The sequence below is a fragment of the Nocardia rhizosphaerae genome (assembly GCF_042650365.1).
Taxonomy (GTDB): domain Bacteria; phylum Actinomycetota; class Actinomycetes; order Mycobacteriales; family Mycobacteriaceae; genus Nocardia; species Nocardia rhizosphaerae.
The window spans coordinates 1060148-1075757 of sequence record NZ_JBHSBA010000015.1; the positions used below are offsets into that span (position 1 = coordinate 1060148).

Consider the following 15610-nt stretch of genomic DNA (forward strand, 5'->3'; position numbering starts at 1 on the left):
CCGGCGCCTGGCGGAGATGCCCGTCGCGACGCGGGCACCGAGCCTAGGGCACCCGCTGTCGCGCACGGGCCCGGAGCCAGTCGAGCGCGTCCGTGACCTCGCCGACCGTCTGCGCGCCCGGTGGCAGCGGCGGTCGGTCGATCATCACCACCGGCAGTCCGGCGGTGCGCGCGGCGAGGATCTTCGCCTCGGTCTGCGGCCCACCACTGTTCTTGGTGACCAGCACGTCGATCCGGTGCCGCGACATCAGTACCAGTTCGTCGTCGAAGGTGAACGGCCCGCGAGCCAGCAGGAGTTCGTAGCGCGGCGGCAGCGGACCCGTCGGTGCGTCGATCGAGCGGATGACGAATCGGTGCCCGGCGCAGTCCGCGAACGCGGCGACGCCCTGCCTGCCGATGGTCAGCAGCACCCGCTCACCGTGCGTGGCCAGCGCGGCCGCCGCCGCCACCGTATCGGGCACGCGCGTCCACCGGTCGCCGGGGCACCGCGCCCACTCGGGCCTGCGCAGATGCAGCGCGGGCAGGCCCAGATCGGCGGCTGCGGCCGCCGCGTGCGCGCTGACCTGCGCGGCGAACGGGTGGGTGGCGTCGACGACGGCGTCGATCGCGTTCTCGCGCAACCAGGTTCGGAGGCCCTCGACACCACCGAACCCACCGATGCGCACCGGACCGACGGGCAGCCGAGGATGGGTGACCCGGCCCGCGAGCGAGGACACGATGTCGAACCCTCGCTCGCCCGCCGCGATCCGGGCCAGCTCCCGCGCCTCGCCCGTGCCGCCGAGTATCAGGACTCTCAGGGCTGCCCACCGACATCGCACGGGCCCGCACCGAGCGGTGCCGGGCCACCGGGGTCGCGCCCGCCATGCGCCGCGGGTGTGGCGAATCTCGAGTATTTCATGTAACTCCCCGTCATGGACAACAACGAACCGGGGGATCACCCGGAACGGCCACGACCATACCCCTGGGTCACTCGCCATACACGTTCGGTTCGTGATGTCGGCCGGGTTGCCGAGCCTGCGACGACGGATCGGTCGTGATCTGCGCGTGATATTTCCGTGATCGCGCCGACCGGCGCCACAGCGTCAACCAGCGGGTTTTGCCGCGACCCATTGTGCGACCGGCAACTGGGGCCGCCATGCGGTGAACCCACCGAGCGGTTCACCCCGGTAGATCTGGAATTTCCGCAGTGCCCCGCCGTGCCGCCGAGCCCACTCCAGCAGCCGCGCTTCCGATTCGGCGGTGACGGCGTTGGCGACGAACCGTCCGCCCGGTCGCAGCCGGTCCCAGCACTGGTCGAAAACTCCGTCCTGGGTGAGTCCACCGCCGAGAAATATCGCGTCCGGCGCCGGCAATTCCATGTCGGCAAACTCCGAGCGCACTTCGCCACGGATCGTTATTCCCGGGACGCCGAGGGAAGTGGCATTGACGGCGATCTGCGCGCGGCGTTCGGGCAGACGTTCGAAGGTGACCGCGCGGCAGCGGGAATGCGTGCGGCACCATTCGATGGCGATGCTGCCCGATCCGCCGCCCACATCCCACAGCAGTTCGCCCGGCGCGGGGGCGAGCGCGGTCACGGTGAGTGCCCTGACCTCGGCCTTGGTGAGCTGGCCGTCGCCGGCGAAGGCGGTGTCGGCCAGGCCGGGCATGCGGGTGTCGCGGCGGGATCCGGCGGCCGCCACGCAGGTCACGGCGATGACATTGAGCGGATCGCCGGGCGGGTGTGACCAGTCGGCCGCGCTACCGGTGCGCCGGTTCTCGGTGGGACCACCGAGCTGTTCGAGGACCGTCAGCCGGGAGGGACCGAAACCGTGTTCGCTCAGCAGCCGCGCCAGCAGCGCTGGAGTGGTCTCGTCCTCGCTGAGGACCAGCAGGCGGTGGCCGTCGGCGAGCTCGGGCAGCACCGTCGGCAATGGCCGGGCAACCACACTCACCACCGGAGTCTGGGCCAATGGCCAGCCGAGCCGAGCGCAGGCCAGCGAGGCCGAGGACGGCTGCGGGAACACCCGGAGGGCGGCGGCGCCGAAGCGGCGGGCCAGAGTGGCGCCGATGCCGAAGAACATGGGGTCGCCGCTGGCGACGACACCGATGCGGTGGGCCGCGTACCGGGCGAACAGGGTGTCGAGCGCGGGTAGCAGCGGGCTCGGCCAGGCCACCCGCTCCGCGGCACCGGTGGCGAGCAAGGCCAGTTGACGCGGCGAGCCGAACACCACCTCGCACTCCCCGAGCGCCGTCCGCGCGGCCTGCCCGAGCCCGGACCAGCCGTCGGCCCCGATGCCGACGACGACGATCGGTGCCCCAGGCCGGGCCGTCACCGCGGCATCCGGCGCCACACCGCGCGCGGCACCAGCCGCATGACCACGAACATCAGTACCAGCCTGCCCGGCACCGCGACCCGAGTGGCGCCGTTGCGCAGGCCACGCACGACCGCGTCGGCGACCTGACCCGGCGTGCTCGACATCGGCGCCGGGTCCATGCCGGTGGTCATCCTGCCGATGACGAAACCCGGTCGCACGAGCAGCAGCTGCACACCGGTGCCGTGCAGCGCGTCCCCGAGACCGGAGGCGAACCCGTCGAGCCCGGCTTTCGCCGACCCGTAGACGTAGTTCGCGCGGCGCACCCGCACCCCGGCGATCGAACCGAACACCACGATCTGGCCGCTGCCCTGGGCGCGCAGCAGGTTCGCCACTGTCGTCAGCACGCTGACCTGCGCGACATAGTCGGTGTGGACGACGGCGACGGCGTGCGCCGGGTCCTGTTCGGCGCGGGCCTGATCACCGAGCACACCGAAGGCGAGCACGGCGGTGCCGATCCCACCGTGCTCGGCCGCGATCTTCTCCAGCAGCGGGGCATGGGCGGCGGTGTCGTCGGCGTCGAACTCCACCGTGTGCACGGCGGTGGCGCCTACCGCGCGGATCTGCTCGACCTCCGCGGTCAGCGCCTCGGCGCGGCGGGCAGCCAGCACCACCACCCGGCCCGGCGCCAGCCTGCGCGCGACCTCGAGCCCGATCTCGCTGCGCCCACCGAGGACAAGGACCGGTCCATCACCCGTCTGCGTACCCATGCGCCCAGTCTGTCATCCCGGCACGACACCAAAACGCCGTCCCCGGCACCGGACTCGACGACACCCGCGGCCACCGGTCACCTGGCCGATGAGTCTCCGGGGTGGGGCGCTAGCGTCGAGCCATGCCGACCACCACCGCCACCCTGTCCCCCGCCGCGCTGGCCTTCGTCACCGAGCGGCACCTCGCCACCCTGACCACCCTGCGCGCGAACGGAACACCGCACGTGGTGGCGGTGGGCTTCACCTGGGACGCCGACAGCGGGATCGCCAGGGTGATCACCGACGGTGCCTCGATGAAGGCCCGCAATGCCGCCAGGGGTGGATACGCGGCGGTCAGCCAGGTCGACGGTCCGCGCTGGCTCACCCTGGAGGGCCCGGCGACCGTGCTGACCGACCCCGACGACGTCGCCGAGGCCGTGCGCCGCTACACCGAGCGGTACCGGGTGCCGAGGGAGAACCCGACTCGCGTGGTGGTGGCGATCCAGGTGCGCCGCGTGTTGTCGTCGAGCACGCTGAAATAACCTGCGCCCGAACCACGCAGGGCGGGCGCCTACCCCACGCCCTGAAACAGCCTGTGCACGGACCGTTTACAGAACCGTCAGGCCGTGCGGGCGGTTGTTCATCGACTCGGCGCCGTCCTCGGTGACGACCACGATGTCCTCGATGCGGGCGCCCCACTCGCCACGGAAGTAGATGCCCGGTTCGATACTGAACGCCATGCCCGGCTCGAGCACCAGGTCGTTGCCCGCCACGATGTAGGGCTCCTCGTGCACCGACAGGCCGATGCCATGGCCGGTGCGGTGTATGAAGGCGTCGCCGAGGCCCGCCTCGGCGAGCACGGTGCGCGCGGCGGCGTCGACGGACTCCGCGGTCACCCCGGGCCGCACAGCGGCCACAGCGGCCGCCTGGGCGGCCTCGAGCAGGGCCACCCGCTCGAGGACCTGCTTGCCCGGGGTACCGACCACATAGGTGCGGGTGGAGTCGGAGAAGTAGCCGGGCTCGACGGGTCCGCCGATGTCGATGACGACCACGTCGTCGTTCTGGATCGTCCGATCGGAGACCTCATGGTGCGGGTCGGCGCCGTGCGGGCCACTGCCGACGATGACGAACGCCGCCGCGGTGTGGCCCTCCTCGACGATCGCGGCGGTGATGTCGGCGGCGACCTCGGCTTCGCTGCGCCCCGGGCGCAGGAACTCCCCCATCCGGGCGTGCACCCGGTCGATGGCCGCGCCCGCCCGGCGCAGCGCCGCGATCTCGGCGTCGTCCTTGATCATCCGCGATCGCCGCAGCACCGGTGTCGCCGAGGCGGGTAGACCGGTGGTCGACTGGGCCAGCGGGATCAGGTGCAGGGCGGGCATGGCCTCGGCCACGGCGATGCGGGAACCAGCGTGCAGCGTCGAGTGCACCAGCTGGTAGGGATCGACGCCGTCGACCCAGTCCAGCACCCGCAACCCGAGCTCACCGGCCGCCGACTCGGCCAGCGACGCCAGTTCGAGTTTCGGGATCACCACCGCCGGGGTTGCCCCGTCGGAGGTGATCACCAGGCACGTGAGCCGTTCGAAGGACTGGGCCCTCGAACCGATCAGATACTGCAGGTCAGGACCCGGCGTGATGAGCAGGGCGTCCAGATGCGCCGCGCGCATCGCCTCGACCGCCCGCTCCAGTCGCCTGCCGTAGACCTCCGCCGCGAACCGTGTCTCCGTCTGCGCGCTCATAGGGTGCGACGTTACCCGCCCCGCACCGACCGTCACAGTATCGGCAACCGGAGCGGAATCGGATCGTGCCACGGTCGGCGTCGTGACCAGGACGGCCCGGTCACGGGCACCGGGACCCGGCTTCGGGGCACAATCATCGGTGTGACCGTTGACCAGACCTCCCGTGGCCCCCTGCTGATCCTCGACGGCGCCAGCCTCTGGTTCCGCGCCTACTACGCGATCCCCGACAAACTGCGGGCGGCCGACGGACGCTCGGTGAACGCGCTGCGCGGCTTCACCGACATGGTGGCCTCGCTGATCACCAAGCACCGGCCGAGCAGGCTCGTCATCGGGCTCGATCTGGCCTGGCGGCCGCCGTTCCGGGTGGCGTTGGTGCCGTCTTACAAAGCGCACCGGCTCGACACCAGCAGCGGTGCGGCGCCCGGCGCCGAGGAAGTACCCGACACGCTCACCCCGCAGGTGGAGATGATCCTGGAGGTGCTTGCCGCGGCGGGCATCTGCACCGGCGGCGCCGAGGGGCTCGAGGCCGACGACGTGCTCGGCACGCTGGCCGGCCGGGAACGCACCGACCCGGTGGTGGTCGTCAGCGGTGACCGCGATCTGTTGCAGCTGGTCCGCGACGATCCGGCCCCGCCGGTGCGGGTGCTGTACGCCGGTCGTGGCCTGGCCAAGGCCGAACTGTTCGGTCCCGCCGAGGTGTCGGCGAAATACGGTGTGCCGGAACAGAACGCGGGCCCCGCCTACGCCGACATGGCGACCCTGCGCGGCGACGCCTCCGACGGCCTGCCCGGGGTGGCCGGGATCGGCGACAAGTCCGCCGCGCAGCTGATCTCGAAGTTCGGCTCGCTGGACGCGCTGATGCGCGCCGTCGACGATCCCGCATCCGACCTCGCCAAGGGATTGCGCGCGAAACTGGTTGCCGCGCAGGATTATCTCGAAGCCGCCGCACCGGTCGTGCGGGTCGTGCGCGATGCCGAGGTGATCATGTCGGGCCCCGATGTCCTGCCGGTCACTCCGGTCGATCCGGACCGGCTGCTCGCGCTGGCCACCGCCTACAACGCCGAGAGCCCGATCACCCGGTTGGTCACCGCGCTCACCGCGGTGCACACGGGCTGAGACGGCGCCGGGCCGCCCGCGCAGTGCGGACGGCCCGGAAACCGGAGCGCGACACCCTAGCTCGGGCGGCCGACCTCGTAGGTCCCGTCGTCCTTGGTGATCTTGATGGTCACCTTCTTGGCCTCACCGCTGACCTGCACGTCGCAGGTGAAGGTCGCGTCGACCTCCACCGCCTGACCCGACGGGCAGGACACGTCGGAGACGTCGGTGATGCCGTAGGACTCCTTCAGCACGCGCGAGACGCCGTCCTGCACCGCGGTGTTGTCGAGTTCGTCGGAGGAGAGCAGCACCATCAGCAGGGCCACGATCGCGCCGATGACGAGCACGACCGCCGCGATCAGCCCGATGATCAGGCCCTTGCCCTTACCCTTGGCGCCGGCGGGCTGCTGGGGCTGCTGGCCCCACTGCTGTTGCGGCTGCTGCCCCCACTGCTGCTGCGGCTGCTGCCCCCACTGCTGCTGGGCGCCTGCCTGGGCGTTCCAGTCCTGCGGCGGCGGCTGGGTCTGGCCCCACTGCTGCTGCGGCCCGGTCGGCTGCTGCGGCTGCTGCCCCCACTGCGGCTGCGGCGCGGGCTGCTGCGGCTGCTGTCCCCACTGCGGCGGCGGCTGCTGCGGGTTCTGGCCACCCCAGTGCTGGGTCGGCTGCGCCTGCTGCGGGTCGTGTGGCGGCTGGGCCGCCCCACCCCAGTGCTGCGTGGGGCCGGCGCCACCGGCCCCCTGCTGACCTCCCCAGTGCTGGGTGGGGTCGTTGCTTCCCTCCCCTGGGCCGTTCGGTCCGTACGGGCCGCTCATCCACTCGCCTCCACTCGCATCGTTGTACATACGGTAGCCCCCCGCGCCAGGCCAGCCGCTTTCGCACGACTCCGCCATCACGGTCGGTACGCCAGGAAATCAAATCACAGTCGAATCCTCTACGCGGCGTCCACTGCGACGACACCCCGCCGGACGGCCCGCACGGCCTTGGCCGCGGTGCCCGCGATCTCGGCGTCGTCGGCGGTGTTGTGGATCTGGTCGAGCAGATCGATGACCTGTCTGCACCACCGGACGAAATCGCCCGCCGACAGCGGAGCACCCTGATCGCCGCTTGCCAGCAACGCTTCGGCCAATGCGTCGCCGCGAGCCCACTTGTAGACGCCGGTGACGAATCCTAGGTCGGGTTCGCGGGTGGGCGGCAGCTTGTGCCGCGCCTCGTCGGCGCGCAACTGCGACCACACCTCGATGGTGGCGCCGACGGCCCTGCGGATCGGTTCGGTCGGACCGGACGCGGTGAGGAATCCACCCTCCGATCTGGATTCGTAGACCAGCGTCGACACCACGGCCGCGAGTTCGGCGGGCCCGAGTCCACGCCACAGCCCCTGCCGCAGCGCCTCGGCCACCACCAGGTCGCTCTCGGCGTAGATCCGGGCCAGCCGCCTGCCGTCGGCGGTGACCTCGCCGTGGGCGACGAACCCGCGTTCCTCCAGCAACCCGACGATCCGGTCGAAGGTGCGGGCCAGCGAATTAGTGGTTGCCGCAACCTTCTGGCGCATCGACTCGGTCTCGCGCGCCAGCCTGGCGTAGCGCTCGCCGGTGCGGCTGAGCTGCTCCCGGTCGGGCCGCGAATGTGCCGGATGCGCGCGCAGGCTGCGCCGCAGCGTCGACAGTTCGCGGTCTTCGCCCGCCCTGGTGTGGTCGTTGCGGCGGCGCCTGCCGGGTGCGGAGATGCCGGTGCTGCGCAGCGCGGAGGCCAGATCGCGGCGGATGCGCGCGGTCCGGTGGTCGACGCGGCGGGGCAGGCGCATGTGGCCGAGCGCCTCGGCGGGCACCGGGAAATCGGCGGCCGAGATCCGGCCCGCCCAGTGGTCCTCGGTGAGAACAAGCGGCCGCGGGTCGCCCGGGGTCTGGTCGGGTTCCAGGATCACCGCCAGGCCCGCCCGCCTGCCGGACGGGATGGCGACCACGTCGCCGCGGCGCAGCCCGATCAGCGCCTTCACCGCGGCACCGCGCCGGTCCGCCCTGCCCTGCTGCTGGATCTCACGTTCGCGCTGCTTGATCCGGTCGCGCAGCGACAGGTACTCCATGAACCCGCCCTCGGTGCCGCCGAGCTGACTCTCCAGTTTGCGCATCGCGCCCTGGTTGCGTTCGATGCCGCGCACCAGCCCGACCACCGAGCGGTCGGCCTGGAACTGGGCGAAGGACCGTTCGAGCAGACCACGCGCCTCTTCGGCGCCGAGCCGGTCGATCAGGTTGATCGACATGTTGTAGCCGGGCCGGAAGGAACTGCGCAGCGGATAGGTGCGGGTGGAGGCCAGGCCCGCCACCGCGCTGGTGTCGACCTCGGGCTGCCACAGCACCACCGCGTGACCCTCGACATCGATCCCGCGCCTGCCCGCGCGCCCGGTGAGCTGGGTGTACTCGCCCGGGGTCAGCTCGGCGTGCGACTCACCGTTGAACTTCACCAACCGTTCCAGCACCACCGTGCGCGCAGGCATGTTGATACCGAGCGCCAGGGTTTCGGTGGCGAAGACGGCCCGGACCAGGCCCTTGACGAACAGCTCCTCGACGGTGTGCCGGAACGCGGGCAGCATCCCGGCGTGATGGGCGGCCAGGCCGCGGTGCAGCGCCTCGCGCCACTCCCAGTAGCCGAGCACCTCGAGATCACCTTTGGGCAGGTCGCCGGTGTGCTTGTCGATGATGTCGTCGATCACCTCGGCCTCGCCCGGCCTGCTCAGGTCGAGCCGCCCCCGCAGGCACTGCGCCAGCGCGCCGTCGCAACCCGCCCGGCTGAAGATGAAGGTGATGGCGGGCAGCAGGCCTTCCTCGTCGAGGCGGGCCAGCACTTCCGGCCGGGGTAGCGGCCGGAAGTTGCCGCGGCCGCCGCGCCCGCGCGGACCGCCGTAGCCCTGCATCCGGTCGGCGGCCTCGCGCTGCCGGATGAACCGCACCAGATCCTCGTCGACGAGCACCTTCTGGTCGCTGGACTTGGTGTCGAACAGGTCGAACATCCGCTTGCCGACCATCACGTGCTGCCACAGCGGCACCGGCCGTGTCTCGTCGACGACGACGGCGGTGTCGCCGCGCACGGTCTCCATCCACGCGCCGAACTCCTCGGCGTTGGACACCGTCGCCGACAGGCTCACCAACAGCACGTCCGGCGACAGGTGCAGGATCACTTCCTCCCACACCGCGCCGCGGAACCGGTCGGCCAGGTAGTGCACCTCGTCCATCACCACATACGACAGCCCGCGCAGCGCGTCCGAGGACGCGTAGAGCATGTTGCGCAGCACCTCGGTGGTCATCACGACCACCGGCGCGTCGGGATTGATCGACTGGTCGCCGGTGAGCAGGCCGACACTGTCACGGCCGTGGCGGGCGGTCAGGTCGGCGAACTTCTGGTTCGACAGCGCCTTGATCGGTGTGGTGTAGAAGCACTTTCCGCCCGAGGCCAGCGCCAGGTGGACCGCGAACTCACCGACGATCGTCTTTCCCGCGCCGGTCGGGGCGCAGACGAGCACGCTGTGCCCGTCTTCCAGCGCCGCGCACGCAGTCTGCTGGAAGGGGTCGAGTTCGAAGGAGATTTCGCTGGCGAACTGCGCCAACTCGCTGGCCCGCGCGGGAGAATCGGTCACCCGTCAGAGCGTATCGGAGTAGTCCGACACCGGGCGGGTGGTTTTCTCCGGGTCGGCAACCGGCTCGGCGGGCCGCACCGGGTCCGGCGTCGGCAGCGGCGATGCCTCCTCGTCCGACAGCGCGCCCCAGCCCTCGGCGGCCGCCCGCCTGGCCCTGCGGGCATCGTTGAACCGGGCGAACTGCACCGCCAGTTCGAACAGCACCGTGAGCGCGAAGGCCAGCGCCAGCATCGAGAACGGGTCCTGCGGGGTGACCACCGCGGCGAAGCAGAACAGGGCGAAGATGATGCCGCGCCGCCACGCCTTGAGCTTGGCGTAGGGCAGCACGCCGACCAGGTTCAGCCCGATGATCACCAGCGGCGTCTCGAAGCTCACGCCGAAGATGATCAGCAGCTGGATGATGAAGCCGAAGTACTCCGTGCCGCTCAGCGCGGTGATCTGGACGTTGTCACCGATGGTCAGCAGGAACGACAACGCGTGCGAGACCACCACGTAGGCCAGCACCGCACCCGCGACGAACAGCGCACTGCCGGTCCCGACGAACCCCACCGCGTAGCGCCGCTCCTTGGCGTAGAGCCCTGGGGTGATGAACGCCCACAGCTGGTACAGCCAGAACGGTGCGGCCAGCACCACACCCGCGGTGAAACCGACCTTCAACCGCAGCATGAACTGCTCGAACGGACCGGTCGCGAGCAAGCGGCATGCGCCGTCGGGGCTCAGGCTGGCGCGCGCCGATTCCGGCAGCGCGCAGTAGGGACCGCGCAGGATCTCGCCGAGGCTCTCGATGCCGAGCAGGGTGTGCGCGTACCAGAAGAACCCGATCAGCGTGGTGACCGCGATCGCGGCCAGCGCGAGCAGCAGCCGCGTGCGCAGTTCCTGCAGGTGCTCGACCAACGACATGGTGCCGTCGGGATTCGTCCTGCGCTTGCTGCGCCGTGGATCGAACGGAATGCGCATGGTGGGTGGTGGCCTCTAACCCTCGGTCCGGCGGATGCTCGACGAAACAGCACTGTGCCCCGGAGCGGTCATCCGCGCTCCGGGGTCGCGGTCGAGCTCAGACCGACTTCTGGCCCTGCTGCGGTTCGGCGATCGGAGCCTGCGCCTGCGGGGCCGACGCGGGCAGCTGCTGCTGCGGCGCCGGGGTCGCGGGCGCAGCGGCAGGCGCGGCCGACTCCGACTGCATCTGCCCGACCTCGCTCTTGAAGATCCGCAGCGACCGGCCGAGACCGCGCGCCGCGTCCGGCAGCCGCTTCGCGCCGAAGAGCAGGACGAACAGCAACGCGATGATCAGCAGGTGCGTCCAGCTGAACGTGCCCATTATCAGTTACCTCCAAAGACTGTGGTGATTACCGATGCTACCTGTCCGCGGCCCGGTGTGACCCGCCACCCGAGGCGGTGTTCGCCACGCGTTCAACCGCGCGCGGTGGCGGCCGCCGCGCTCAGCTCGGCGAACAACCGGCTGCCGCTGAAGCGTCTGCTGTCCCCCGATTCGGCAGCACGGATCAGCTCGGTGAGCCTGCGGTTGACCGGTGTCGGCCGCCCGACCATTTCCCCGAGGCGCACGATTTCCCCGCACAACCACGCGATTTCGGTGCGCCTGCCCAGCGCGAGGTCGTCGGCCATGGACGAGCGGGCCAGCGGGTCGATGGCCAGCACCCGGCCGAACACCCGCCGGAAGACGGCATCGGGCACGCGCAGCAGATGCACCATCAGCTCCGGCGGGACCGGCGTGAGCTGGGCGGGCCGAATTCGCGCAGTGTTCATCACCGCGAGCGCCTCGGCCTGGGTGAGCGCCAGGCAGCGCCGGTAGTCACGCTCGGCCAGTTCCTCGCGCAGCGGCCGCCCCGACAGCGCGTTGATGGGGTTGTTCAGGTTGAGCAGTAGCTTGGCCCACTGCACCGGGCGCAGGTCGCGGTGGCGGCGCAGCGGCAGCCCGGCGGCGGCGAAGCGGTCGGCGAACCGGTCGACCACCGGGTCGTCCGCAATGGCGACGACACCGTCGCTGGCCCGGTGGAACTGCCCGTTGCCGCGGTGCACCACGTTGAACATGACCATCCCCGGCAGCGCGATGCTGGTGGGCAGGATCTCCCTGATCACGGTGTCGTTGCCGATACCGTTCTGCAGGCTCACCACCGGGGTGCCCGGACGCAGTCTGCCGACCACCGAGCGCGCCGCGGTTGCGGTGGCCGCCGATTTCACGGTGACAAGCACCAGGTCGGCCAGCTCCGGTTCGTCCGGTTCCAGCGTGAGCCCGAACCGGTCGGGCGGCACCTCGGTGCTCCCGCCGTCGAGATCGGTGAGCCGCAGGCCGTGCTCGGCGATGTCGTCGAGCACCCGCTGCCTGCCGACGAAGATCACTTCCATCCCCGCGGCGGCGAGGTGACCGCCGATGAAGACCCCGACGCTGCCCGCGCCGAGGACCAGTACTCGCTGGTTCACGCCGGTTCGGTCTCCCCTGACAAGCCGGCGGCCGCGTAGGCGGCCAGTGCCGCGTCGGCCCGCTCGCGCACCGCGGCCACCAGCTCCGGCGGGCCGAGCGCGCTGACGCCGGTGCCGAACCCGAGCAGCAGCCGCGCCATCCAGTCGGGAGTGGCGAAGCGCATGCCCGCCTCGATGCTGCCGTCGGGCCTCGACTCGATGCGGTGCATCGGGTACTGGTCGAGTACCCAGGCGTAGTCGGCGCGGATCCGCAGCCGGGCCAGCGGCACGTCGGGATCGTCGCCGAACAGGTCGAGGGCGGTGGCGTCGGCGGCGGCGTGGCTCGGGGGCCGGGCGGGCTCGGCGAGTTCGCCGGCGTCCTCGATCCGGTCGAACCGGAACAGCCGCACGCCTTCGGCCTGCCTGCACCAGGCCTGCAGGTAGCTGTTGTTGTCCACCAGCACGACCCGGATGGGGTCGACGATCCGTTCCGACACCTCGTCGCGGCTGGCCGAGTAGTAGACCAGGCGCACGGCGCGACCGTCGGCGAGTGCGGCGCGCACAGTCGCCACCACCGGCCGTTCGATCGGGACCTCCAGCGGTTTCGCGGTCGCCTCGCCGCCCGCGATGGCGGATTCGATCTTGGCGATGGCGGCGTGCGCGGCCGTCGGGTCGACCATGCCCGGCAGTTCCACGATCGAGCGCAGCGCCACCAGCAGGGCGGTGGCCTCGGTGGAGGTGAGTCGCAGCGGCCGATCGATCCCGGCGGAGAAGGTGACCTCGATGCTCTCCTCGGAGAACGACAGGTCGATCAGGTCGCCGGGCCCGTAGCCGGGCAGGCCGCACATCCACAGCTGGTTCAGGTCGTTCATCAGCTGTTTGGTGGTGACGCCGAGTTCGGCGGCGGCTTCGGCGGCGCTGATACCCGGGTGCGCGAGCAGGTACGGCACCATGTTCAGCAGGCGGGAAAGGCGCAGGGACAGACGCGAATTCACGATGTCACCTCCGTGTGGTCGAGTACCGACCGTAGCCGGTCCATCACATCGGCGCGCAGTTGTGGCGGATCCAGGACGAGCACATCGGGTCCGAGACCGGTGATCAGCCTGGCCACCCAGTCGCGCGAACGCACCGCCACCCGCAGGACCGAGCCGGGCCTGCCGCCGATCTCCCTCGTCTCGAGTTCGGTGCCGATCCGGCGTAGGTCGTGGCCGCGGCCCTCGGCGACCCACACCGTCGCCGTTCCGGTGACGGGAGCGGCGCCGGTGACCCGGTCGACGATGGCGCGCAGGTCGGCGTCGGCGGGCTTGCGGACGGCATTGTCCGGCCCGTACGCGGTGACCTCGCCGCCGATTCGCGACAGCCGGAAGGTGCGCACGGCGTCGCGTTCCCGGTCGTGGCCGACCAGGTACCAGCGACCGTGCCGGGTGACCACACCCCATGGCTCCACATCGCGAGTGACGTAGGGGTCGGTGACGGCGCTGTGGTGCCCGAACCGTACCGCCCGCCCCGCATCGATCGCGGCGAGCAATTCGCGCAGCACCGGTTCGGCGCCGCGGGTCCGCGCGGGGACGGCGGGCACCGACACCCCCACGTTCTCGGTCTCGACGGTGACCCCGGCAGCGCGCAACTTCAGCAACGCGCCCTCGGCGGCGCTGGCCAGCTCCGGCGAGGCCCACATCTGCACGGCGACGGCGACCGCGGCGGCCTCTTCGCTGGACAGGTCGATATCGGGCAGTTCGTAGGCGTCCCGGTTGATCCGGTAGCCCTCCAGGGTGGAGAACCGGCCGACCGGGCCCACCTCGAGCGGGATGCCGAGATCGCGGAGCTCGTTCTTGTCGCGCTCGAACATCCGGCTGAACGCCTCGTCGGTCGCGGATTCCTCGTAACCGGCCACGCTGGCACGGATGCGCTCCGCGCTCAGGAACTGCCGGGTCGACAGCAGCGCGATGACCAGATTCATCAGCCGCTCGACCTTGGATATCGCCACCCGATAGAGGGTAATGGTCCCGGCAGGCTCGCGGCGCGTCGGCGCACGGTTGGGCGAGGAGGACGACACACCGCACCGGGACCCATCACCCACCGGCCCGCCGTGCGCCGAGCGACGCCACCACGACCGCGTGGCCGACGATCAGGCTGCCCCGCCGAAACGAGCGCGCAGTTCCCGCTTGAGTACCTTGTGGGTGGGGCCGAGCGGCAGTTCGCTGACGAACTCGACCCGGCGCGGGTACTTGTACTTGGCGACCTGCTGCTTGCCGAACTCGACGACCTCCGCCGCGGTCAGCTCGCCGTCGGGCACCACGACGGCCAGAATCTCCTCGCCGTAGTGCTCGTCGGGCACCCCGATCACCGCGACCTGCGCGATCCGTGGATGCCGCAGCAGCGCGCCCTCCACCTCGGTGGGGTACACGTTGAACCCACCGCGCAGGATCATCTCCTTGACCCGGTCGACGATGCGGATCCGGCCGGTCCCGTCCCTGGTGCCGAGGTCGCCGGTGCGGAACCAACCGTCGACGACGGCCGCGGCGGTGGCCTCGGGTCTGCCGGTGTAGCCGCTGAACACGTTGTGCCCGCGCACCACCACCTCGCCGGTCGCACCGACCGCAAGCAGCTCGATCCGGTCGGCGATGTCGGGATCGGCGATCTCGACGTCGACACCCCACACCGGATGCCCGACCGAGCCTGCCTCGGCGCCGTACGCAGGCTGGTTGACCGCGGCGGTCGGCGAGGTCTCCGACAGCCCGTAGCCCTCCAGGATCGGTGCGCCGAACACGCGCTCGAAGTCCGCGAGCACGGTGGCGGGCAGCGCGGCCCCGCCGCTGATGCAGAACCGCAGGTCGGGCAGCGCCCGTGCGTCCGCCGCTGCGGCGATCAGCGCGTGATACATCGTCGGCACCCCGTGGAAGAGGTCGACCCGATGCTCGGTCATGAGCGAGATCGCCGCGGCCGCGTCGAATCTCGGCATCAGCACCAGGGTGCCGCCGATGCGCCAGTGCGAGTTCATCGACACCGTCTGCCCGAACACATGGAACAGCGGCAACGCGCCGAGAGCGATGTCGTCGCGGTGGATCTCATTCGCGTCGAAGGTGTTCACGGTCGCGCACATGACCATGTTGAGGTGGCTCAGTTCGGCGCCCTTGGGGGTACCGGTGGTGCCACTGGTGTAGAAGACCACCGCCGTGTCCATGGGGCTGCGCGATACGAACGCCGGAATCGCCTCGCCGACCAGCTCCGTCGGCGCCACCATGTCGATACCCGCGGCGGCGGCCGCGGCCGCGCCGGTCTCGGCGAGCATCCGATGACAGATCAGCAGCGTCGCGTTGCTGTCGCGCAGCACGTATTCCATCTCCGGCGCGGTCAGCAGCAGGTGCACCGGCACCACCGTGGCGCCGGCGGCCAGGATGGCGAAGTAGGCGCGCGGGAAGTCGGCGGTGTTGGGACACAGCAGCGCCACCCGATCGCCGGGACGGACACCGCGGGCGATGAGCGCGCCCGCCTGCGCGCGAGCCTGGTGCCACAGGTCGGCGAAGGTGATCCTGAGTTCGCCCTCGATCAGGGCGAGGTGCTCGGGCCGGCGGCGGGCGGGTTCGGCGAGGATGCTCGCCAGGGAGAGAGTGGCATTCACGGTAGTCCTCGAAGGGTTCGACCGCGGTGGCGAAGTGCCGCGGCGGGCGCCGTGACCGGTGCGGTCACGGCG

The 15610-nt window shown here is 71.1% G+C and carries 14 protein-coding genes; 2 read left to right on the forward strand and 12 right to left on the reverse strand.

The features are described 5' to 3' along the window. Window positions 1-43 precede the first annotated feature (43 nt). The 3 genes from ACFOW8_RS27140 to ACFOW8_RS27150 form a co-directional block, all read right to left on the reverse strand. Window positions 44-796: a cobalt-precorrin-6A reductase gene (locus tag ACFOW8_RS27140; RefSeq protein ID WP_378554696.1), complete on the reverse strand. Its 753-nt coding sequence runs from the start codon at window positions 794-796 to the stop codon at window positions 44-46. Between the two features lie 285 nt (window positions 797-1081). After that, window positions 1082-2329, reverse strand: coding sequence for a precorrin-6y C5,15-methyltransferase (decarboxylating) subunit CbiE (gene cbiE / locus ACFOW8_RS27145; protein ID WP_378554382.1), 1248 nt, complete (start codon window positions 2327-2329; stop codon window positions 1082-1084). Continuing rightward, on the reverse strand, window positions 2308-3060 hold the full coding sequence (locus ACFOW8_RS27150; RefSeq protein ID WP_378554383.1) for an SDR family NAD(P)-dependent oxidoreductase: 753 nt from the start codon (window positions 3058-3060) through the stop codon (window positions 2308-2310). The genes cbiE and ACFOW8_RS27150 overlap by 22 nt, the downstream gene beginning before the upstream one ends. Before the next feature lie 122 nt (window positions 3061-3182). On the opposite strand from ACFOW8_RS27150, the gene ACFOW8_RS27155 reads away from it, so the two are divergent. Continuing rightward, entirely contained in the window at window positions 3183-3581 is a 399-nt protein-coding gene (locus ACFOW8_RS27155) for a PPOX class F420-dependent oxidoreductase (RefSeq protein WP_378554384.1), read from the forward strand. 66 nt (window positions 3582-3647) lie between these two features. Here the strand turns inward: ACFOW8_RS27155 and ACFOW8_RS27160 are convergent, their stop codons facing one another. Then, window positions 3648-4775, reverse strand: a complete 1128-nt coding sequence (locus ACFOW8_RS27160; protein ID WP_378554385.1) for a M24 family metallopeptidase — start codon at window positions 4773-4775, stop codon at window positions 3648-3650. A 141-nt stretch (window positions 4776-4916) separates the two neighbouring features. Here ACFOW8_RS27160 and ACFOW8_RS27165 point away from each other — a divergent pair, with 141 nt between their 5' ends. Continuing rightward, window positions 4917-5891 carry a 5'-3' exonuclease gene (locus ACFOW8_RS27165; protein WP_378554386.1) on the forward strand — a complete coding sequence of 325 codons (975 nt, stop codon included), beginning with the start codon at window positions 4917-4919 and terminating at the stop codon, window positions 5889-5891. Between the two features lie 56 nt (window positions 5892-5947). Here ACFOW8_RS27165 and ACFOW8_RS27170 read toward each other — a convergent pair whose 3' ends face one another. From ACFOW8_RS27170 to ACFOW8_RS27205, 8 genes are all read right to left on the reverse strand, one after another. Then, window positions 5948-6682, reverse strand: a complete 735-nt coding sequence (locus ACFOW8_RS27170) for a DUF4333 domain-containing protein (RefSeq protein WP_378554387.1) — start codon at window positions 6680-6682, stop codon at window positions 5948-5950. 119 nt (window positions 6683-6801) lie between these two features. After that, window positions 6802-9498 carry a DEAD/DEAH box helicase gene (locus ACFOW8_RS27175; protein ID WP_378554388.1) on the reverse strand — a complete coding sequence of 899 codons (2697 nt, stop codon included), beginning with the start codon at window positions 9496-9498 and terminating at the stop codon, window positions 6802-6804. A gap of 3 nt (window positions 9499-9501) precedes the next feature. Further along, entirely contained in the window at window positions 9502-10455 is a 954-nt protein-coding gene (gene tatC / locus ACFOW8_RS27180) for a twin-arginine translocase subunit TatC (RefSeq protein WP_378554389.1), read from the reverse strand. Between the two features lie 97 nt (window positions 10456-10552). Further along, window positions 10553-10816 carry a Sec-independent protein translocase subunit TatA gene (gene tatA, locus ACFOW8_RS27185; protein ID WP_378554390.1) on the reverse strand — a complete coding sequence of 88 codons (264 nt, stop codon included), beginning with the start codon at window positions 10814-10816 and terminating at the stop codon, window positions 10553-10555. Window positions 10817-10908: 92 nt separating this feature from the next. Next, a complete protein-coding gene (locus tag ACFOW8_RS27190; protein WP_378554391.1) occupies window positions 10909-11937 on the reverse strand; it encodes a 2-dehydropantoate 2-reductase in 1029 nt (342 codons plus the stop codon). Further along, complete coding sequence (locus tag ACFOW8_RS27195; protein ID WP_378554392.1) at window positions 11934-12911, reverse strand: helix-turn-helix transcriptional regulator; 978 nt, start codon at window positions 12909-12911, stop codon at window positions 11934-11936. The genes ACFOW8_RS27190 and ACFOW8_RS27195 overlap by 4 nt, the downstream gene beginning before the upstream one ends. Continuing rightward, complete coding sequence (locus ACFOW8_RS27200; RefSeq protein WP_378554393.1) at window positions 12908-13903, reverse strand: helix-turn-helix transcriptional regulator; 996 nt, start codon at window positions 13901-13903, stop codon at window positions 12908-12910. Before ACFOW8_RS27200 ends, ACFOW8_RS27195 begins: the two co-directional genes overlap by 4 nt. A gap of 141 nt (window positions 13904-14044) precedes the next feature. Then, window positions 14045-15538 carry a long-chain-fatty-acid--CoA ligase gene (locus tag ACFOW8_RS27205; RefSeq protein ID WP_378554394.1) on the reverse strand — a complete coding sequence of 498 codons (1494 nt, stop codon included), beginning with the start codon at window positions 15536-15538 and terminating at the stop codon, window positions 14045-14047. Window positions 15539-15610: the final 72 nt, after the last annotated feature.